The sequence below is a fragment of the Citrobacter sp. Cf088 genome, assembly GCF_030334295.1.
Lineage (GTDB): Bacteria > Pseudomonadota > Gammaproteobacteria > Enterobacterales > Enterobacteriaceae > Citrobacter > Citrobacter freundii.
Map to the genome: position 1 here is coordinate 33,002 of NZ_JAOWEE010000053.1, position 20,898 is coordinate 53,899.

General features: G+C 47.2%; 15 protein-coding genes and 1 tRNA gene. 10 read left to right on the plus strand and 6 right to left on the minus strand.

The features are described 5' to 3' along the window. Nucleotides 1-4 precede the first annotated feature (4 nt). Nucleotides 5-544: a DUF2058 domain-containing protein gene (locus OGV71_RS12935; protein ID WP_003839289.1), complete on the minus strand. Its 540-nt coding sequence runs from the start codon at nucleotides 542-544 to the stop codon at nucleotides 5-7. A gap of 373 nt (nucleotides 545-917) precedes the next feature. Between OGV71_RS12935 and OGV71_RS12940 the strand changes: the two genes are divergently transcribed. From OGV71_RS12940 to OGV71_RS12980, 9 genes are all read left to right on the plus strand, one after another. Continuing rightward, nucleotides 918-2,816: a methyl-accepting chemotaxis protein gene (locus OGV71_RS12940; protein WP_003845056.1), complete on the plus strand. Its 1,899-nt coding sequence runs from the start codon at nucleotides 918-920 to the stop codon at nucleotides 2,814-2,816. Between the two features lie 174 nt (nucleotides 2,817-2,990). Continuing rightward, nucleotides 2,991-3,620 carry an ECs1377 family protein gene (locus tag OGV71_RS12945; RefSeq protein WP_071696939.1) on the plus strand — a complete coding sequence of 210 codons (630 nt, stop codon included), beginning with the start codon at nucleotides 2,991-2,993 and terminating at the stop codon, nucleotides 3,618-3,620. Nucleotides 3,621-3,926: 306 nt separating this feature from the next. Next, nucleotides 3,927-5,135: a PDDEXK-like family protein gene (locus tag OGV71_RS12950; RefSeq protein WP_286533428.1), complete on the plus strand. Its 1,209-nt coding sequence runs from the start codon at nucleotides 3,927-3,929 to the stop codon at nucleotides 5,133-5,135. A gap of 101 nt (nucleotides 5,136-5,236) precedes the next feature. After that, a complete protein-coding gene (gene hsdR / locus OGV71_RS12955) occupies nucleotides 5,237-7,672 on the plus strand; it encodes an EcoAI/FtnUII family type I restriction enzme subunit R (RefSeq protein ID WP_286533430.1) in 2,436 nt (811 codons plus the stop codon). A 100-nt stretch (nucleotides 7,673-7,772) separates the two neighbouring features. After that, nucleotides 7,773-9,242, plus strand: coding sequence for an N-6 DNA methylase (locus OGV71_RS12960; protein WP_286533431.1), 1,470 nt, complete (start codon nucleotides 7,773-7,775; stop codon nucleotides 9,240-9,242). After that, entirely contained in the window at nucleotides 9,242-10,984 is a 1,743-nt protein-coding gene (locus OGV71_RS12965) for a restriction endonuclease subunit S (RefSeq protein ID WP_286533433.1), read from the plus strand. The genes OGV71_RS12960 and OGV71_RS12965 overlap by 1 nt, the downstream gene beginning before the upstream one ends. A gap of 9 nt (nucleotides 10,985-10,993) precedes the next feature. Next, entirely contained in the window at nucleotides 10,994-12,100 is a 1,107-nt protein-coding gene (locus OGV71_RS12970; protein WP_286533435.1) for a DUF8606 domain-containing protein, read from the plus strand. 11 nt (nucleotides 12,101-12,111) lie between these two features. Further along, complete coding sequence (locus tag OGV71_RS12975; protein WP_286533437.1) at nucleotides 12,112-13,074, plus strand: ankyrin repeat domain-containing protein; 963 nt, start codon at nucleotides 12,112-12,114, stop codon at nucleotides 13,072-13,074. Between the two features lie 111 nt (nucleotides 13,075-13,185). Beyond that, a complete protein-coding gene (locus tag OGV71_RS12980; protein WP_286533439.1) occupies nucleotides 13,186-13,623 on the plus strand; it encodes a hypothetical protein in 438 nt (145 codons plus the stop codon). A gap of 388 nt (nucleotides 13,624-14,011) precedes the next feature. On the opposite strand, the gene OGV71_RS12985 is transcribed toward OGV71_RS12980, so the two are convergent. From OGV71_RS12985 to OGV71_RS13005, 5 genes are all read right to left on the minus strand, one after another. Then, nucleotides 14,012-16,453, minus strand: a complete 2,442-nt coding sequence (locus tag OGV71_RS12985) for a phage/plasmid primase, P4 family (RefSeq protein ID WP_286533441.1) — start codon at nucleotides 16,451-16,453, stop codon at nucleotides 14,012-14,014. Nucleotides 16,454-16,564: 111 nt separating this feature from the next. Further along, the gene (locus OGV71_RS12990) at nucleotides 16,565-16,765 is read right to left on the minus strand and encodes a helix-turn-helix transcriptional regulator (RefSeq protein WP_120132159.1); all 201 of its coding nucleotides are present in this window, start codon (nucleotides 16,763-16,765) and stop codon (nucleotides 16,565-16,567) included. 118 nt (nucleotides 16,766-16,883) lie between these two features. Beyond that, nucleotides 16,884-17,876, minus strand: coding sequence for a hypothetical protein (locus OGV71_RS12995; protein WP_286533447.1), 993 nt, complete (start codon nucleotides 17,874-17,876; stop codon nucleotides 16,884-16,886). A gap of 91 nt (nucleotides 17,877-17,967) precedes the next feature. Beyond that, on the minus strand, nucleotides 17,968-19,245 hold the full coding sequence (locus tag OGV71_RS13000) for a tyrosine-type recombinase/integrase (protein ID WP_286533449.1): 1,278 nt from the start codon (nucleotides 19,243-19,245) through the stop codon (nucleotides 17,968-17,970). 185 nt (nucleotides 19,246-19,430) lie between these two features. After that, nucleotides 19,431-19,505 (minus strand) — tRNA-Arg (locus OGV71_RS13005). A 195-nt stretch (nucleotides 19,506-19,700) separates the two neighbouring features. On the opposite strand from OGV71_RS13005, the gene OGV71_RS13010 reads away from it, so the two are divergent. Then, nucleotides 19,701-20,870: a tyrosine-type recombinase/integrase gene (locus tag OGV71_RS13010; RefSeq protein ID WP_286533451.1), complete on the plus strand. Its 1,170-nt coding sequence runs from the start codon at nucleotides 19,701-19,703 to the stop codon at nucleotides 20,868-20,870. Nucleotides 20,871-20,898: the final 28 nt, after the last annotated feature.

Here is a 20,898-nt window from a genome sequence, read left to right on the forward strand (position 1 = left end):
TTTCTTACCACATCAAATCATCAGGGATGACAAAATCAGCATACGGATCGTCTTCGTCCTTCGCTTCCTGGCTCAGCTCGCAATTTAATACAATATAGCTTGCGTCGCGCTGGGCAATCTTGTCGGCGACGACTGCCGGAATGATGGCGTATTCGCTCTCGCTACCACTTTCAGCCGTCAGACGGGCAATAGCCAGGCGGCCCTTGATCAACTGAGACTGAGTCACCTTATCAACATAGACTTTTTTGATCAGATTATTGTCAGTAAAGTTGTAACCAATATCGCCACGGGTAATGGTGATTTTATTCATTTCAATTAGTTGCTTGATCTGCGCTTTATACTCTTTAGACAACGTGGCCTGCTTCTGTTGTTCGCTGAGTTGTTTATCACGCTCGATCTGCGCTTTTTTATTCTCTTCAACCGCTTCTCTGGCTTCACGAGCCTGAACGCGCGATTTTTTCGCCGTTCTCTGCACTTTCGCCATTTTTTTGCTGCTGACCAGACCCGCTTTAAGCATCTGTTCTTGTAGGGTAAGTTTTGTCATTGTCGCTTCTAATCCAAAAAATCGTTGTAAGGATTATAACCTTAACGTTCGGCGGGACGCCATAATGATGGCCGCAGTCACGGTTGTTATCTCGACTGCTATCACTGTCCTGAGTCTCTCTCCCTTGCTGAATCAGTTGATGATTACCTGATTTTTTTAATAAAAAATAATATGCCGAATAAGTTAATAAAATGGAGCATAGGTTTGCAGATTCACATTAGTCAGCGTTTTATTCTGATTGAAGTAATTAAATAGAGTTATTCTGGTAAATATTTAATCTAAAAAACAAACAGTTGCCCATTGCTCAAATTTAAAGAGCCGCTTCTTTACGCCGATAACCATAATGAAAATATGGACAATGGAGGGAAGTGGCATGTGGTGGGTTTATCGAATGCCGATGAAAATGAAGTTAATAATCGCGCTACAACCACTATTACTGGCGTTGTGTTGGTTTGCAGGTTCAGGAATATTGACGCGCATTGAGACAGAACGGCAGATGGAGAATATTGCCCAACTGACAGCGCTCGCACGCAGTGCCGGAAATGTGGTGCATGAACTGCAAAAAGAACGGGGAATGAGTGTCGGATTTCTGGGGGCTGCAGGGACTACGTTTAAAGATGAGTTAAACGCACAGCGGGCTTTGACCGATCGCGAGATCGAGGTATTCGTGCGCTCGTTGTCCGATACTGCATTACCGGAAGGGGATGTTGCTACCTCTGTCGCTGCGTTTAAGAAAAACATTCTTTCGCTCGCCACCATCCGGGAAAATGTCACGCAGTTGGGGCTTCCAGCCGCAGATGTGGTTAAGTTTTACACCAACGTCATTGCTGATGTGCTGAGTTTTGTCGGCAAGTTGGGGCAGCTGACGGATTCTGGCGAAATGGCAAACGCATTCGCCGCCTACTACAATCTGCTGAATTTGAAAGAACAAGCGGGTATTGAACGGGCACTGTTATCAAATATCTTTTCCTCCGGTCATTTCGCCGACGGACAGTTACATCAGCTCAGTGATGTCGTCAGTAAACAGAACGTCTGGCTGGCACAATCGTTGCGCCTGAGCTCGCCGGAACAGGCGGCCATGTTGAAAAATCGCTTACAATCTGCAGAAGCGTCAAAAGCCCTCTCATTTCGTGAAACCGCGTTTAATCATGTCGAGAACGGTGGATTTGGTGTCGATCCTACTACCTGGTTCAAAGTACAAACCCAGCGTATTGAAGTGATGCGGCAGATAGAAAATGTGACGGCAAATCTTCTGTTGGCGAATGCAGAAAAACTCGCGCAGGATGCACGAAAAAACTGGCAAATATATATGGTCGTCAGCTTGTTAGCGCTACTGGCATCATTGACCTTCGCTGGAGCCATCGCAATCAATATGCATCGCCAATTCAGCGACACGCTGCGCAAGATTGCGGGGATGAATGGCGATCTGACTCAACGTCTGGCGACGCCGGGTAAAGATGAGCTTTCCTCACTTAATCGTGCCTATAACACGATGCTGGAAAGTATTCAGCATATCGTACAGGAGATTAAACAAGGTGCCGTGGTTTTGTCCGATGCCAGCAGCAGTATTACGGTGGGAAATCAGGATTTGGCTCAACGTACAGATGAACAGGCTGCATCAATAGTACAAGCCGTGGCCAGTATGGAGCAGCTATCAACTGCGATTACGCAAACAGCGGATAATGCCCGCGAAGCGGAGCATCTGACAATCAGGCTGGAAAAAGAGGTCCGACAGGCCAGTAACGTTGCCTCTGCGGCGAACCAGAGTATGGGGGATATTCGCGCTTCCAGTGAGAAAATATCGAATATTGTGACCTCAATTGATGATATCTCGTTTCAGACTAACTTACTGGCGCTGAATGCGGCAGTGGAAGCTGCGCGGGCAGGAGAGATGGGCAGGGGGTTTGCGGTTGTGGCCAGTGAAGTGCGGAATCTTTCACAGCGTTGCGCCAAAGAAGCTAACCAGATCCGCGAGCTGGTTGCGCAGAATATGGTTAAAATTAGTGAGGGCGTTGAGCGGGTCACGGCGTCTGCTACCGCGCTGGAAGCGGCAGCGGACAATACCACCAGTATGAAGCAATATATTGCGGATATCGCGCGTGTGGCGACGGAACAGTCGCAAGGGGTAACCCAGATAAACCAAGCTCTGCGACCGATGGAGCAGGTTACGCAGCAAAATGCGGCGCTGGTTTCTCAGGCCGCGAGCGACAGCCAGCGGCTGGACAATCTGTCGGTCACCATGAAGGGGCTGGTCAATCGTTTTGTTGTCTGACATGACGCCGCTGTACCGATCCGGTAAACGCGCCGGATCGGTCAGTTGTCGTCATCTTAGTGTGATGGTATGAAGCAAATATTGGGCGGGTTAAGAAAAGATTCCTGACATAGCAATCTTGTCGCTGGTAAAGTGAACAACCGATACCGAGATGTGGCCAGAAGGGAATTCCGTGTGACTGAACGTATTGATTATGAGACTGAAAAATACAGCTTTACTGAGGCGACTGAGAGTTCCCGCCTTACCGGCCAGTGGGCTGATGTTATTACTGAATGTCGCGAATTGAAGGCGGGACCGCAAGAGCGTCTGCGTATTGCTTTATTGAATGTGGATTACGTGACCAGTTTTGAGTTGCCTTTCCGCCTGTTATTACTCCGTACCCCGCAACTGATTGCCAGCGTGCGTGAAGAGCTGCAGCTTAGTCAGAAAAACGTCATCTTTAACGGCAAACGCTTTGGTTGTGTTTACAGCCTGAAAGCGAGTCTCGGTGGGATACCGGATGAATTTCAGTACCGCCTGTCGCATCGAATCCGGCGCATTAGCCCTGCAGGTTCAAGCGAAGCGCCATATCAGCAGATTGCTAAAACAGTAAAAGCACCACGCGAACGTCTGAAGCTGGCACTTGAATCGGGCCTTGATGTCACTGCTCTGGACGGGCTTTTCTGGTTTGGCAGCCAGCGTATTGCCGCTGATGTGTTGAGGCTGAGAAAAGCAGGGATGCGGATAGCTACAGAGCAGACAATGGTGTCCGACAATCTTACTGCAACAGTGAGGAATGTGCCGTTCTACCGCCTGGCCCAGTGATGAACTGGCTGGTAATTGATTGGATTTAAAAAGGATGCATTAATATCAGAGTGTCCCTGCAGGAATCGAATTATCGTTTAATTCATTGATATAAAGATATTTATCTTGTATTGGGTTTCTCAGTACCATCACAGATACCATCAAGTGATGGTGACTGATCCAATTCTGGGTATCACGGGAAGAGAACCTGGGAAAGTAACAGGCATTGAATTTGCACCCTGCCTTTTTATGAGCGGGTCATCCCATCGGTTGGGTTTGTGGGCTGTTACAATGGCTGTTTCGAGCAATTAAAGATGGCAGAGGGATATGGTGAGTCTTGATTGGCTGGACCAAATGACAGTGTGCTTGAAAGAGGCCCGGCAGGTCCGTGAAAGCATCAGCAAAAATGATGCGATTGAGTTTAATGTCTTTCGGTATATCACTGCCGACGAAAATGGCCTTTCACGCATCATGGCGGATTTACTCAATGTGCGCGATGTTCATGGTCAGCAAACACTCTTTCTAAGTAGTTTTCTGGAATTGGTTGGAAGAGGCGCATGGGATGCAACATCTTGCAGGTTTGTACAGTGTGAGCAGCAAACCGATGCACTGGGCACTAAACGTCGAATTGATATCGTAGTGCAGGGAGAGCGATGGACACTTGGGATAGAGAACAAACCCAGTGCCGCCGATCAACCTAATCAGGTTCTGGATTATCTGCATGAGCTAAGGAAGCGCCGCAGCGTACTAAACGATACGCTGCTGATTTACCTGACTCCCGAAGGGAGCAGACCAAGTATTTTTAGTATTGATGAGCACCAATGTGATGCCGCTATTCAGTCTGGTGAGCTTGTCCTCCTGTCTTACCAAAGTATTGTTGCGTGGCTTGATGGGCTGTGTAAAAACGATGAGATACCTAATCGTTTGCGAGTCTTTTTATTCGATTTACAGCGTTTTATTGCGGTGAATGTGCTGAATTGTAGGGAGGGGAAGGTTGTGGATGTGTTGTTAGACAAAATCTTTAATGACGAATCCACACTGGATACGACGTTAAGTTTATTAAGCCTGCAAAATAGCATTTATCAAACCCTGACTAAAAAAGCGACTGCTGATTTAATACCACCCATCGGTTGGGAAGTCTGTCGAAAGTTATACCCAGAGTTCGGAATAGGGCTGCGTCCTCCTGGCGCTGTTGGCTGGCATTTCTGCATTGAACCAGCCAGAGGGTATTACCAGGATTGGATTTACGGTATTAAGCTTGATAACGCATCAAATAATAATGAGTCAGGTTTTGCGGCAGCCGAATGCCTGAAAGCCGATTTCCCTGTAGGGACTAAATCGAGTTTGTGGTGGCCATGGTATAGACGATTTAATGGGTACATATCTCATGACCTTGATCCCATCGAATACAGTGATTGGTTAGCGCATAACCGGGCCTGGCTTGAAATGAACAACGGTGAGTTTTCTAGGCGTTGTGTTGACTTGTTTGTGCGGTTACATGAGTCAATCAAAAGCAGAAGCCTTGCTAACGAATAAGGGTTTTCACAGCGTTGGCTCAAAACATCGTTTCAGGTCATTACCTGACGTAGTAATCTGTGTAAAATCAGACCTAACCCAATATCGTTGAGAGCTCTGCTATGGCTGGCGTAAACAAAACGCATCTGACTGAAACGGATATCATCACCAAGTTCATCCTACCTGCGATCAAAGACGCAGGCTGGAACGTGATGACGCAGATACGCCAGGAGGTAAAACTCCGTGATGGCAAAGTAGTTGTACGCGGCAAACTGGCGGCGCGCCTGACGGTGAAATCAGCCGATATTGTGCTTTACCACAAACCGGGATTACCGCTTGCCGTTATAGAAGCAAAAGCCAATAAGCATGAGATAGGCAAAGGGATGCAGCAAGGGCTGGATTACGCGCGCTTGCTTGATGTGCCGTTTGTTTTTGCCTCCAACGGTGATGGCTTTATCTTTCACGATAAAACCAACCCTGTTCAGCTTGAATCTGAAATCAAGCTGGAAGATTTCCCAGGCCCTGAGCAGCTTTGGGATAAATACTGCGCCTGGAAAGGTTTTACTACTGAACAAATGCCCGTCATCAGCCAGGATTACTACGATGACAACTCAGGAAAATCCCCGCGTTACTATCAGCTACAGGCCATCAATAAAACCATAGAAGCCGTATCTGCCGGGCAAAAGCGCGTGTTGCTGGTGATGGCGACCGGAACCGGGAAAACCTACACCGCCTTTCAGATTATCTGGCGTTTATGGAAAGCCAAAAACAAGAAACGCATTCTATTCCTCGCTGACCGCAATATCCTGGTTGATCAGACCAAAACTAACGATTTCCAACCTTTCGGCAGCGCGATGACAAAAATCACCGGGCGCACCATCGACCCGGCATATGAAATCCAGTTGGCGCTGTATCAGGCCATTACCGGGCCAGAAGAACATCAGAAAGCGTTTAAACAAGTCGCGCCCGATTTCTTTGACCTGATTGTTATCGACGAATGCCACCGTGGCAGCGCGTCGGAAGACAGCGCCTGGCGTGAAATCCTCGAATACTTCAGCAGTGCCACCCAGATTGGCCTCACCGCCACGCCGAAAGAAACCGAAGAAGTCTCCAGTACCGACTACTTTGGTGAACCGGTCTATACCTATTCCCTGAAAGAAGGCATCGAAGATGGCTTCCTCGCCCCTTACAAAGTGGTGCGTGTGGATATCGACGTGGATTTACAAGGCTGGCGTCCGACCAAAGGGCAGGTGGATAAACACGGCGAATTGATTGAAGACCGTATTTATAACCAGAAAGATTTCGACCGCACCATGGTCATTGATGAGCGCACCCTGCTGGTGGCGCAAACCATCACCGACTATTTAAAACGCACCAACCCGATGGATAAAACCATCGTTTTTTGTAACGACATCGACCATGCCGACAGAATGCGCCGGGCGCTGGTCAACCTGAACCCGGAACAGGTGAAGAAGAACGAAAAGTATGTGATGAAAATCACCGGCGATGACGAGATCGGCAAAGGGCAACTGGATAACTTCATCAATCCTAAAAAGCCTTACCCGGTAATTGCAACCACGTCTGAACTGATGAGCACGGGCGTCGATGCCCAAACCTGCAAGCTGGTGGTACTGGATCAAAACATTCAGTCGATGACCAAATTTAAGCAAATCATCGGGCGCGGAACGCGTATCAACGAAAAACACGGCAAGCTGTGGTTCACCATTCTTGATTTCAAAAAAGCGACCGAACTGTTTGCCGATGAACGTTTTGATGGCGTTCCGGAAAAAGTGATTCGTACCACGGCAGAAGAGATTACTGATCCGGACTCTGATTTTGACGAGCAACTGGAAGACGACACGGCAGAGAGCGAATTGCCTGACGTGTTTACTGGGATGGAAGAAACACCTGCAACGTATGACCCGACATCAGGCGATGGAACTGGCGCTTTCGAAGAAGACGACGAAAACAAAATCCGCAAATTCCACGTTAACGGCGTTGCGGTCAAAGTGCTGGCGAAACGCGTTCAGTATTACGATGCCGACGGCAAATTGGTCACGGAATCCTTCCAGGATTACACCCGCAAAACGTTGCTAAAAGATAAAGACTACGCATCACTTGATGACTTCACCCGTAAATGGCAATCTGCCGACCGCAAGCAGGTGATCATCGAAGAGTTGCAACAGTTAGGCGTGCTTTGGGATGTGTTAGCCGAAGAGGTGGGTAAAGATCTCGACCCGTTCGATTTGCTTTGCCATGTGGTTTATGGCCAGCCGCCGCTCACGCGCCAGGAACGTGCCAACAACGTGCGTAAGCGTAACTACTTCACCAAATATTCCGCGCCTGCGCAGAACGTGTTAAACACACTTCTGGATAAATACGCTGACGAAGGCGTGCAGGAAATCGAAGATATTCAGGTGTTGAAGCTCAAACCGTTCGACACGCTGGGTCGCCCGCTGGAAATTATCAAAAGCAGCTTTGGTAACAAGCAGGCTTACGAAGAGGCAGTGAACGAACTGGAAAACGAAATCTACCAGTTGCCACCACGCTCCGCCTGATAACCCAACCAACACTCTCATCCGGTTTTGACTTATTCCCTCGCCCCTTTAGGGAGAGGGCAAGGGTGAGGGGATTTTTTAATAAAAACGGAAAGAAAACATGTCGATCAGCTCAGTCATAAAATCCCTCCAGGACATCATGCGCAAAGACGCAGGCGTGGACGGCGATGCCCAACGCTTAGGCCAGCTCTCCTGGCTGCTGTTCCTGAAAATTTTTGACACTCAGGAAGAGGAGCTGGAACTGGAGCAGGATGATTACCAGTTGCCGATCCCTAAACGCTACCTATGGCGCACCTGGGCGGCAAACAGCGAAGGGATGACCGGCGACGAACTGCTGGAGTTCGTTAACGACGATCTCTTCCCAACCCTGAAAAGCATGATTGCGCCAATCGATAAAAACCCACGCGGTTTTGTGGTGAAACAAGCGTTTAGCGATGCCTATAACTACATGAAAAATGGCACGCTGCTGCGCCAGGTGATCAACAAACTTAACGAAATCGACTTTAGCAGCAGCTCTGAGCGCCATCTGTTTGGTGACATCTACGAACAAATCCTGCGTGACTTGCAAAATGCGGGCAATGCGGGCGAGTTCTATACCCCGCGTGCGGTGACGCGCTTTATGGTCAACCGCATTGACCCGAAACTGGGCGAGTCGATTATGGACCCGGCCTGCGGTACGGGCGGTTTCCTGGCGTGTTCATTCGACCATGTGAAAGAGCACTACGTTAAAACCACAGAAGACCATAAAACGCTGCAAAAACAGATTTTCGGCGTCGAGAAAAAACAGCTCCCACACCTGCTGTGTACTACTAACATGCTGCTGCATGGCATTGAAGTACCAGTACAAATCCGCCACGACAACACGCTTAACAAACCGCTTTCTTCCTGGGATGAGCAGCTTGATGTGATTGTTACCAACCCACCGTTTGGCGGCACCGAAGAAGACGGCATCGAGAAAAACTTCCCGGCAGAAATGCAGACCCGCGAAACCGCCGACCTGTTCCTGCAAATGATTATTGAAGTGCTGGCCGATAAAGGCCGTGCGGCAGTGGTATTGCCAGACGGCACGCTATTTGGCGAAGGCGTGAAAACCAAAATCAAAAAACTGCTGACTGAAGAGTGCAACCTGCACACCATCGTGCGTCTGCCAAACGGTGTGTTTAACCCGTACACCGGCATCAAAACCAATATTCTGTTCTTCACCAAAGGCCAGCCAACCAAAGACATCTGGTTCTATGAGCATCCGTACCCGGATGGCGTAAAGAACTACAGCAAAACCAAACCGATGAAGTTTGAAGAGTTCCAGACCGAGATCGACTGGTGGGGCAGTGAAGCCGACGGCTTTGCCAGCCGCGAAGAGAACAACCAGGCGTGGAAAGTCAGCATCGACGACATCATCGCCCGGAACTTTAACCTCGACATCAAAAACCCGTACCAGGGCGAAACCATCAGCCACGACCCGGACGAACTGTTGGCGCAGTATCAGACGCAACAGGCGGAAATCAGCGAACTGCGCAACCAACTGCGCGATATTCTCGGCGCGGCACTGGCAGGCAAAGGGGCAAACTGATGGCTGTTGAACAACTGATCACCCAACATATCGATACCTGGACTTCCGCTCTGAAAACCCGCTCAACCGCCGGGCGTGGCAGCAATGGTAAAATCGACTTGTACGGCATTAAGAAACTGCGCGAGCTGATCTTAGAACTGGCAGTGCGCGGCAAACTGGTACCGCAAGATCCGAATGATGAACCGGCGTCTGAGTTGTTAAAGCGTATTGCTGCTGAAAAAGCTGAACTTGTTAAGCAGGGGAAGATTAAAAAGCAGAAGTCGCTGCCGGAGATTAGCGAAGAGGAGAAGCCTTTCGAATTGCCGAGTGGGTGGGAGTGGGTGCGGTTAGCTGAGGCTTGTTATTTGGAAATGGGGCAAAGTCCTTCATCATCACATTACAATCAATCAAAAGTTGGCTTACCTTTCTTCCAAGGGAAAGCTGATTTTGGAGATGTTTTCCCTACGGCTCGATATTGGTGTACGTTGCCTACGAAATTATCAGAGAAAAATGACATATTATTATCTGTTAGGGCTCCTGTAGGTCCGACAAATTTATCTCCATATCAATGCTGTATCGGGCGTGGATTAGCTGCAATACGTTGCCTCAATGAATTTTCCCATTATTATTTATTATTTGTTTTCCGCGCACTTCAATCTAGGCTTGAACAATTAGCAACAGGTACAACATTTTCAGCTGTATCAAAAAGTGATATAGAGCCATTTTTAATACCAGTACCATCAAGTAATGAGCAGTTGAGAATTGTTGTAAAGGTCAATGATCTTATGTCCCTTTGCGATCAACTGGAACAGCAATCTCTGACCAGTCTGGATACGCATTCTCAGCTTGTTGAAACGCTACTGGCAACGCTGACCGCTAGCCAAAATGCCGAAGAACTCGCCGAAAATTGGGCGCGAATCAGCCAGCATTTCGACACGCTATTTACCACCGAAGCGAGTATCGACGCGCTTAAGCAAACCATTCTGCAACTGGCGGTAATGGGTAAACTGGTGCCGCAAGACCCGAATGATGAACCCGCCTCTGAACTGCTTAAACGTATTGAGCAGGAAAAAGCGCAACTGGTGAAAGAAGGCAAAATTAAAAAACAAAAACCGTTGCCGAAAGTGAGTGATGAAGAAAAGCCGTTTGAGTTACCGGTGGGGTGGGTGTGGTGTCAGTTTGATCATATTGCTAAAAATGAAGCAAATGCACTTAAGGCAGGTCCTTTTGGCTCAGCATTGAAAAAATCAATGTATGTTCCAACGGGTTATAAGATCTATGGTCAAGAGCAGGTTATTTCTGGTGATGAAAATCTTGGGGACTATTATGTTGACCGAGAAAAATATGAGTCACTCATTTCATGCAAGGTCCAGCCTGGAGATATGCTTATTAGCTTGGTAGGTACTATAGGGAAAGTACTCGTCTTATCAAATAAATGCCAAGAGGGAATAATTAATCCTCGATTGGTAAAAATAAGCTTATTTAAAGATGTTTGTAGGAACTACATTCAAGCTGTTTTAGCAAGTAAATTAATTCAAGATGAATTGTTCCACGAGAGTCATGGCTCAACAATGCATGTTCTGAATTTAGGCTTACTTAAAAAACTGATATTTCCTTTGCCTCCAATGAGTGAGCAATTTCGCATTATTGATAAAATAAATGCATTGGATTTACTATGTGAACACCTCAAGTCCCGCCTGCAATCCGCCCAACAAACCAAACTTCACCTGGCGGACGCCCTCACTGACGATGCCTTGAGCTAAGGACAGACAATGCCGGTTCGTCATGCTATCTGGCGGGTGGGGGAGAATCCTCAGCCGCTAACCATCAGCAAACTCGCCAGCGAGCAACTGTTGGAGAAGATGATCTTAAACGATCCCACCATTCTTTCTGACCAGTGGATGATTATCGGCCATCAGGAAAATACGCTCGATAAAGGGCGTATCGATCTGCTGGCTATCGCGCCGGATGCCTCGCTGATCCTGATTGAGCTGAAGCGTGATCGCACACCGCGTGAAGTGGTCGCGCAGGCGCTGGATTACGCCTCCTGGGTGGATGACTTAACCGCCGATCGTCTGTCGCAGATTTATGAGAAATTCTCCGGTGGTGGCAATTTGGGTGAGGCGTTCAAACAACGCTTCAATACTGAACTGGAAGAAGAGTCCATCAACCAGTCGCATCAAATTATCATTGTTGCAGCGGAACTGGACCCGTCCACCGAACGCATCGTCGATTACCTCAGTAAGAACGGCATCTCGATTAACGTTCTGTTCTTCAAAGTTTTCCAACACGGTGATGAGCAGTTCTTAAGTCGCGCCTGGCTTCTCGACCCAAGCGAAACGCAAACTAATGCCGCACAGGCCACTGCCATAAATGCCAACGCAAAAGAACCCTGGAACGGTGAGTACTATGTTTCGTTTGGTGACCCGCAGAGCCGCAACTGGGAAGAGGCTCGTCGCTACGGGTTTATCAGTGCTGGTGGCGGAAGCTGGTACAGCCAGACCTTAAAACAGCTTCAGCCGGGTGACCGAATTTGGGCAAAAATCCCGGCCAAGGGTTATGTCGGTGTCGGCATAGTGCAGAGTGCCGTTGAGCCTGCCAGTAGCTTCACCATCAACACTGATGACGGCGAAGAGCTGGCTATGGATATGCTTAAACATGGCGAACTGTACCGCCAAAATGCTGATGACCCTGACAAATCAGAGTATTTTGTCCCTGTGAAGTGGCTGGAAACCCGCAGCGAACAAGAAGCGGTTAATGAGATTGGCTTCTTTGGCAATCAGAATACGGTATGCAAACCGACCACACCAAAATGGCGGCACACAGTCGATAAGCTAAAGCGTATTTTTTTACGCTGGGACACTGAACGGGCAGAATAAGAGAGGCTGGAATGATGTCTGTTAGCGATAAAGTATTGAAACTCGCCTTCCAGGGCGAATGGAATACGCTTTTACCTATTCTTCGTGATTATCCTGATCTGGTAAATCACCCCAGTGAACCTAAAGGTTATACCCCGCTGCATCAGGCTGCATGGCATGGGGCTAATTTGTCGGTTATTGGAGAACTGTTAACTCTTGGCGCTGACCGAAGTGCGACAACAAATGCTAAGCGGCACACTGCTTATGATATCGTCGTTGAAAGGCATAAACGGTCTGATCTGCAATTTCTTCTGTTCCCGCAAAAATTGACCATCGCACAAATTTTCAGAAAAGTGGTTTCCACTGAGCGGCAATTGTTCACTGATTATGATGGCAACCAAATTTTGGTCGATAAAATGATTGCGGCTTGCGGTGTTGAGCAATGTCCTGATGACCTTAACGAACTGGATACCAGGCTAAATCACCTCTTTTTTGCGTTGATGGGGAAAGCGATATCAACGGCTGATACCATTCACTTTGAAGTAGCTGAAGGTTTTACATTTACGGTAGAAGCTGAGTTTTTCAGACTGAAATTTTTCCCGCTGGTACATCAAGCAGCGGCAAAAAAGATTAGCTTTCCGGAACGTGAGTGGGCCGTTGTATCAGACTTGTTTGAACCTGCTCCGACGCAATGGGGATTGAGAGGGAGTTTGTTCTTGTGGCTGGAGATGCGACAAGCCTTATGTCAGGTTTGTATCCCGGAAGATAAAGATGAGTTAGCGAATATTATTTCGGCAGCATTTCAGTCACTGACGGGGAAGTCGTTAATCAATCGGGTGGGCGGCAACGACTTTTACGTCGAGCGATTCAGTCGTGGTGGCGGATCTTCGGGTTATGTTGCTTCCCTGTTTTGGCTCAATGAGTTCATCCCACAATTGCAACAGCGGTTAACTTGGCTGCAAACTGTTTGGTCGATTTCTCCACGTTCCTTATGATGCTTTTTTTAGTAATCATTGGGCGTTGTTTTGCTATTTTTCACGGGATTATTTCATCGCTTCAAATTTGATGTGATCGCTTAATTTGTTTTAAACAGCTCAGGGGGAAATATGACTACAGCAGAATTAGGGCAGTTAATGGTATTGCAGAAACTCACGAGCCTTGGTGCCAGTAATGCCATCGTCCAGAAAGAGGGCAACAGGTCATCCATCACATTTGATGCCCCAAACGGTAAAACGTATAAAGTTACCACCAGAGCGAAAACGTCAGGGACCTGGCAAACCTCAACAAACTATGCTGCCCAGTGTACCCTTGATAAAAATGATAATGAGTTTTGGGTATTTATAGATCTTGGTCGAGAACCGAATACTTTCTATGTCACGCCGCTATCGTGGATCAGGAATGATATTTATACGGCATTTATGGGTTATCTGGAGAAACACGGTGGGCACCGTGCGCAAAATGATGAGTCGACTCATCATGCTATTTCAGCAAAACGCATTGCTAATTGGAAAGATGCGTGGGGGTTGATGGGGCTTAGTCTATAAAATTTTGCTGAGCGTTCGCGTATTGAGGGCATCGATACCCGTAACTCACCTGCGCGGCGTCTGCCAGTTGTGGTACTTATCTGTAGCTGAATCAGGATGTTTACACCTCCTGTGAATTTTTTTGCAGCATGTATATCCCTACTTGCCCTACCAAACTGAACAAACCCAGTAATAACGCTAGTTTCAGACTTGTAGGCTAATATTTTCATGACCCTACATAACCCTACCAAATGCCGAAAGCCTACCACACGGAGTAAATTACTTAGTAGGGGTATATGAGGATAAGTAGGGATAAATATAGATATATCTACCATGCCTAAAACCTTGTGATTGCTGGCTTAATCTTCATTTTGGTAGAGTGGTAGGGATAAGTCCTGTCGTAAAATTCTCACTCATTTTCATGAGGTGGAGATACACCAAAAGCGCGGGGGATAAATTCCTCTGCCAGTCCTGTAAATCCCACGTTGGTTTGTGCTCTGCCATTAATACTTCGCGTCTGGTAGGTGGCTCGATATTCTCTGGCGGCTGATTTGATAGCGCGTGAGAATTTATTAACAGAAAGCGGCTTGCCCAGCCCGTGATATTCAATAAAAGCCAGATAAAGGTGATACAGATATTTACGAGGTTCTGGCTGGCCTGTCCATGTGCCGCCACCCATCATCAACCCTTTAGGCTCATTCATGAAATACAGTGCAGCACACATATCGATTACCGGATCAGTACCACGCTTCACATCCAGTGCCTCCAGTGAATCACGCTGCTCGATGAGTAATCTCTTTGCACTGTTCTGGTCAGTAAATGCTTTTAGCAGGTGACGAATAATGATAGGGATTTCACGGCGGATCTTCGCGGTTAAGTCCGGGTCTTTATCGGCATCTGACACCGTGTGGTTGAATGGGAATATAACGCGCCTGCGGGCAATGCCTCCGTTACGCTCTGTGAAGGTCATAGGTTCGTTATTGGTTGCCAGTACTACGGCATTTAAAACGGCTGTAAACTGCTTCTCATATTTACCGTCAATCTCTACCGGGTCACCACCTGTAATGGCCTTAATCCCGGCTCCTTCACCCACGTAGCGTGTCTGGTCTGGCATAATAATCAGACTTTTTCCGACAAACTGCGCACGCCCTCGGGCGAGATCTAACGTGCTCATGCTTCCGCTAGCGGTGTTGTGTTCGCCCGCCAGAGCAGTAGCGATGCTGCTGAATACTGATTTTCCGCTGCCACCTTCCCCCGTAATCTCAATGAATAGCTGCCAGTCGTGCCGTTTCGCCAGTACCATAAACAACGCCGCTTTTATCCGATCAGCTTTCTGGCTGTCGTTTGCGGTAGCATGGGTCAGCCAGCGACTAAAGTTCGGTGCGTGAGTCGTGAGATTCTCACTGGGCACCGGTGGGGTATAGATGATCCCGTTGTGATTCATTAACCAGTTTTCCGGACCGTGATTGCGGAATGTCTGTCGAATCAGGTCATAAACACCATTCTCGAACCCAATCAAATCACCGCGCTGATCACCAATAACTGCAAGCTGTAGTTTCATTGTCGCTACGACGGATTTAATCCCCTTTTCAGTGTAATGGGCTTTGTGTTCTTCAAAAATTGACACCATGACGCGCTCAAGCTCACTATCTGCTAGCTTTTCCCATATCCCTGCCATGTAGCAATAAACAGTCCCGCTGTTAGGATTGACGGCCAGTATTTCCCAACGTCCGGCGAGAAGTTTTGCCTTCTGGCTGACCGCCATCTGCGAAATATCGCCGCTGTCAGTTTTACGGCGCGGGTTATTGCCTTCAATAGGTTTGAGTTCAGCTGTCACGTCTTCCTCCAGTGATTGATACATCGAATCGGTAAATGCTGCGGTAGCGGCTTTCAGTTTTTTTTGCTGGTGGTAGTCGTTCCAGTCGGTCTTTTCCTCCGTCGGAGGTAAAGCAATCCAGCCCGCCACGGACAGAGCTGCTTTCTCAGCGGCTATCTTCCCGATGTTCGGCTGGCTGTCGTCGTGATAGTCGTTATCGGCGGCGATGATAATTTGCAGTATTGGGTGGCTCCGGCGCATGGCTTCTGCCACGGGTAATAGATTCCCGGCGTCAATAGCGCACACCGTCAATGCGTCAGGGCGCATCAGATGGACAGAAAGGGCTGTTGCTAGCCCTTCGGCAATAATCACTTCCTGCGATTGCTCTGGTGTGTTTACGATGTGATATGCCCCACGCTTTGCCGACCCCGACACAAGGCGTTTTTCTCCTTGTGGAGTGATGGTCTGTGCTGCCACAACAGCCCCAGATTCATCCACCAGCGGCAGGAGGATTGAACCATCGGTCAGTATGGGGAAAGTGAACCCACCCAGTCCTTTTGATCGCAGATAATCAGATTCACCCTGCACAGCTTGCTGGTGTATTCCGGTATACAGACGGACAAACATATCTCGGCGCTGTTTTGCGTCCTCTACGGCTTGTTTCTGGCATTCCTGTTTGCGCTGCTGCTGTTCGGCTCCCAGCCGCTTCCGTCTCAGGCTGGCTGTCGTCGGGTCTGTTTCCGTTGCCTGGTAATCAATACCCAGTACATCAGCCGCAAGGCGTGCGGCCAGTGTGGTGTCGCAGTTGTTTACTTTCTGGATCAGGTCTAAACCATCTCCTGCGCCACACTGACCGCAAATATGCGAACCACGTCCGTTATCGTCGAATCGAAAGCGATCTTTGCCACCGCAAGCAGGGCATGAGGTGTGCTTACGCGGTGAATCAGGGACATCGATATTGAGGCCTGCCAGTACGAAAGGCCATTGCCCAGCAGCGATACGAGTCACTTCGTGGATAAGGTCGATATTACGCATCGGATGCTCCTTTGTTGTGTTTGATAATTAGGGCATCACTATTTTTAGCGTGAGTTTGGTCGCTGGCAGTTAAGCCAGAATTTTTTAATTTCATGGTTTTACTCCGGGGGGTTAGTTGTGTTTCTTAGCTTCCAGCCAGGAACGGATCTCTGCTGCATCGTAGACAGTGACACGTTCAGAGAGGCGAATAGATTTTGGAAAATCAGGCTTGCTTGTTTCCCAACGCCAAAGGGTGACGGTACTGACTTTTAAAAAGTCAGCAGTAGCTCGTGGGCGAGCGTGTCCGGAGTGAGGATATGGTTGTGTAATCATAGGTTCCTACCTGTCATGTTATGTAGCTTGTGTAATCGACAGGTAGATGATGGCAAGATTAATGCGCGTGTATCAGTGGCAGCATTTTGTTTTTATTGTGGAATAAATTATCACCACATTAGTTTTTCCCTGAAATGGCTATTCTAAGACATTGTTTTACCTTATCTATTCCAAGCTCAATCTTAGCTTTAGGATTGTTTTTTTCAGAGATGATTTTTTCTGCCCAAGCCTCAATAGTCAAGTCGCCACGCTTACCTTTGCAAGCCGATGGATCATGTTTTAACCAGTAAATCGCCGCTTGATAGACCGCCTCTCTCTTCGCTGCAGAGGCTTCGACATTCCCATGTTCTTTGATGGAGTCTTCCGACTCTGGACGATACACTCCGCCATTTATGTAGCTAGGAATTAATTTCCCACGATAGCGGCCAATTTGCTCAATATGCTTTCTGGTGATAAATAAATCCGAAGGAGTAATTATAAAAATAATAGGTGCTGGTCCAATAGGATTACCTAATTCAGTAAAGTTATCATACAGTTCAGACCAAACAGGTTGTACTCGGATTGAGTCTGCTGTTAATTCTTCATCTGCTGCTTTTAACTGTAAGTTTAATGCAGTAACTTGTGCTTTTTTTGATGATTGTAATACTGAAAATAAATTATCATGTGGGTTTGATATCAGACCCCATAAACCAAAAATATGACATATTGGGGAAGGAAATGAACTTTCAATGCAGTATTCCTGCTCAATATTACCATCATTGCCAATTTTTATTGGATCAGGGATTAATTGTAATAAACTAAGTTGCTTGTAATTATTTATTATGTATTTGTTTAAAATGCCAGAATCAATCTTTTCTTTAATCCAGCTATTAGGATTATTTCGATACTTAGTATTGAGTTCAAAAGATTTTATTGATGCTCTAAATCCATTGAATTTTAAGCATAATTCGATAGCCCCAATTTCAGCCCAATGAAGTAAGTCATCCACTTTGCAATCGAGTAATTTGGCTGCACGGTGAAGATCACAATATTCTAGTGCCGGTAGATTATTTATCTCCCAAATGCTGGCTTCTTCATGATTCTTTAGAGGAACAGGTACTTTTTTAGTCATCACGTCACCTATACGTTCACCTGATCAACACTGAGGTGGGCAGCAGGTGTCATTGCTTTTCGCCTGGCCGGGCTAGCCCCAGTTTTATTCATTAGCTACCAACTACCCGCAATTTCTTCATGTCGTATGGTGCAACATGTTTATCAGAGTTTGCTTCAAGATAGTCTGACCACCATTGCATCATTCGGCGGCGTTCCTGCATGTGCTGCGCCAGATGAATATAAGCCGCCCGTACTTCGTTACGTTCCTGATGGCTCATTTGTCGTTCTACTGCATCCCTTGACCATAATCCTGATTCGGTTAAAGCTGAACAGGCCATTGCCCGGAAACCATGTAGACAAACGTCAGCCTGAGTATCATAGCCCATAGTACGGAGCGCTTTGTTAACCGTATTCTCGCTCATAGGTTTATAAGGATTGCTATCACCAGGAAAAATCAGCGTGTATTCACCGCTAATGAATTTGATCGACTTCAATACGTCCATCGCCTGCGATGATAGCGGCACAAAATGCGCACTGCCCATTTTAGCCCCACGTTCAGAGAATTTTACACCTGCAATTTCTTCTCGCTGGCCAGGGATTGTCCACATTGCAGTTTCAAAATTTATCTCGTCCCAGCGAGCGTGACGAAGTTCGCTCGAACGGACAAATGTATGAAGTGAAAGTAACACTGCGAGTCTGGTGAGTGGTCTGCCGGTATACGTTTCAGTTTTAGCTATCAATTCAGGTAGACGATCCAGGGCAAGGGCAGGGCGGTGTTTAATTTTGGGACTCGTTAAAGCGCCTTTCAGATCATGGGCTGGATTGTACTCGACAACTCCACGTTGGACCGCATAGCGGAAAACGCTACTCATCGTTGTCTTAACTCTCCCCGTCGTAGCACCGATGCCTTGTTCGTTCATGCTGATAAGCAAAGGCAATAGATCCCGTGTTTTTAAGCTGTCGATGGGTTTGCTACCGATTAGAGGAAATATGTGGTTTTCCATTTCCCTCAAAATTTTATTACGGGTGATCTCTTTCCACTCTGGATGGCCCATAGATCCACGATGCCACTCGCGAGCGATAGTTTCAAATGACGGTGAAGTTGCCTCATTGCTTTCAGCTTTTTTTAGCTCGCGTGGATCTTTGCCATCGGCCAGCACTTGCCTGGCTTCATCTCGGCGTTTACGAGCTGTTGCAAGCGGCACATCTGGATAAACACCTAACGCTAATGTCGCCTGCTTCCCAGCAAAGCGATAATTCATACGCCAGTATTTACCTCCTGTCTTTTTGATCAATAGGTACAAGCTGCCACCATCGGATAACTTGTAATCGGTATTCTGTGGTTTGGCATTCTCGATCTGTTTGGGTGAAAGCTCGTTTATAGCCATAAGTGGCACCCCTTGAGAGGTAATTGATGGTATCTGGATATCGAACTGGTGAGTACCATCACTTATACCATCATGATGCTGTAATGTCATGAAGAGATATGAGAGCTATTTAAAGCTTAAGTTTGCTGAGAGGCTTGGTGTTGCTGGTTTTTTGAAGTGAGCTGAAGTGATGTGAAATGACTTAATGGTGTCCCCTGCAGGAATCGAACCTGCAACTAGCCCTTAGGAGGGGCTCGTTATATCCATTTAACTAAGGGGACATATATCTAACTGATTTTCAAGCATTCAGCTTGAGTCGCATGTTATCCTATCATTCCCCGTATCATCAAGCATTTCATTCCTTTTATTTCCTATCCTTTCTCATTCTTCCGCTTAGAAAATCACTTCGTTCACTTGCCATTGCGTACAGATTGAGTACAGAATGCTGAAATTCAGTGTGTACAGGATACAGAGCCGTGGCCCTCAGTGATACCAAACTTCGCAGCATCAATGCTAAGCCCTACAACGGCGCACCCGAAGTGACAGATGGTGACGGTCTAAGTGTACGCATAACCCCGACAGGAACGATTACGTTTCAACATCGCTACCGTTGGAACGGTAAGCCAGTGCGCCTTACTATAGGGCGCTATCCGGCAATGCCTCTGAAAGATGCTCGTGTCATCGTGGGTGAGATGCGCGAATTGTACCTCAAGGGACTAAACCCTAAAAATTATTTTGCTAAAGAAGATGGTGAGCTAACACTTAAAGAGTGTCTGGATCAGTGGTGGAGCAAGTATGTTGAAACGCTGAAACCAAATACGCAAACGTTGTACAAGTCTGTTGTGTACAACACCATGTACACAGAATTCCCGGATGCACCGGTTGTAAATATTCCTGTTTCAGCCTGGGTAAGGTTCTTCGACAAGCAGGAAAAGAAAAACGGAAAAAAGGCCAGAGTGCTGCTTCTCCAGCTCCGATCTGTAATGAACTGGTGTATAAGCCGACAGTTGATCGCTTCATGCGAAGTCTTGAAGCTCAGTGTTAAGAACATAGGAAAGAAACCTGATGTTGGTAGCCGGGTTCTCACCTATACCGAGTTGGCAAAAATATGGTTAGCGCTGGAAAACAACAAGATCGTTACCTCTAACAAGGTACTTCATCAGCTTCTGTTGCTTTGGGGGGCAAGGTTGTCGGAACTTCGCCTTGCTACCGCCAGCGAGTTCAATATGGATGATTTGATTTGGACAACTCCATCAGAGCACTCCAAGATGGGAAATGTGATTCGCAGGCCTGTTTTCGACCAAGTAAATCCATTCGTGGAAAGGCTGCTTAATTCAGGTAACGATGTTCTCTTCCCCGGGCAGGAACTGGACAAGGCCATAGATCGTTCGTCAGCAAATCTCTACATGAAAAAGTTAAGGGATAAAATTGATATACCAGAATGGCGAACGCACGACTTCAGGCGGTCGTTGGTAACCAATTTGTCAGGAGAAGGGGTTATGCCCCATGTCACCGAAAAGATGCTGGGGCATGAACTGGGAGGGGTGATGGCGGTTTATAACAAACACGATTGGCTGGTGGAGCAGAAAGAGGCATATGAGTTGTATGCAGACAAAATCTTCTGGCATATTAAGCAAATATGTTAATTTTTTAGCTGTATGTTAGTGTATATTT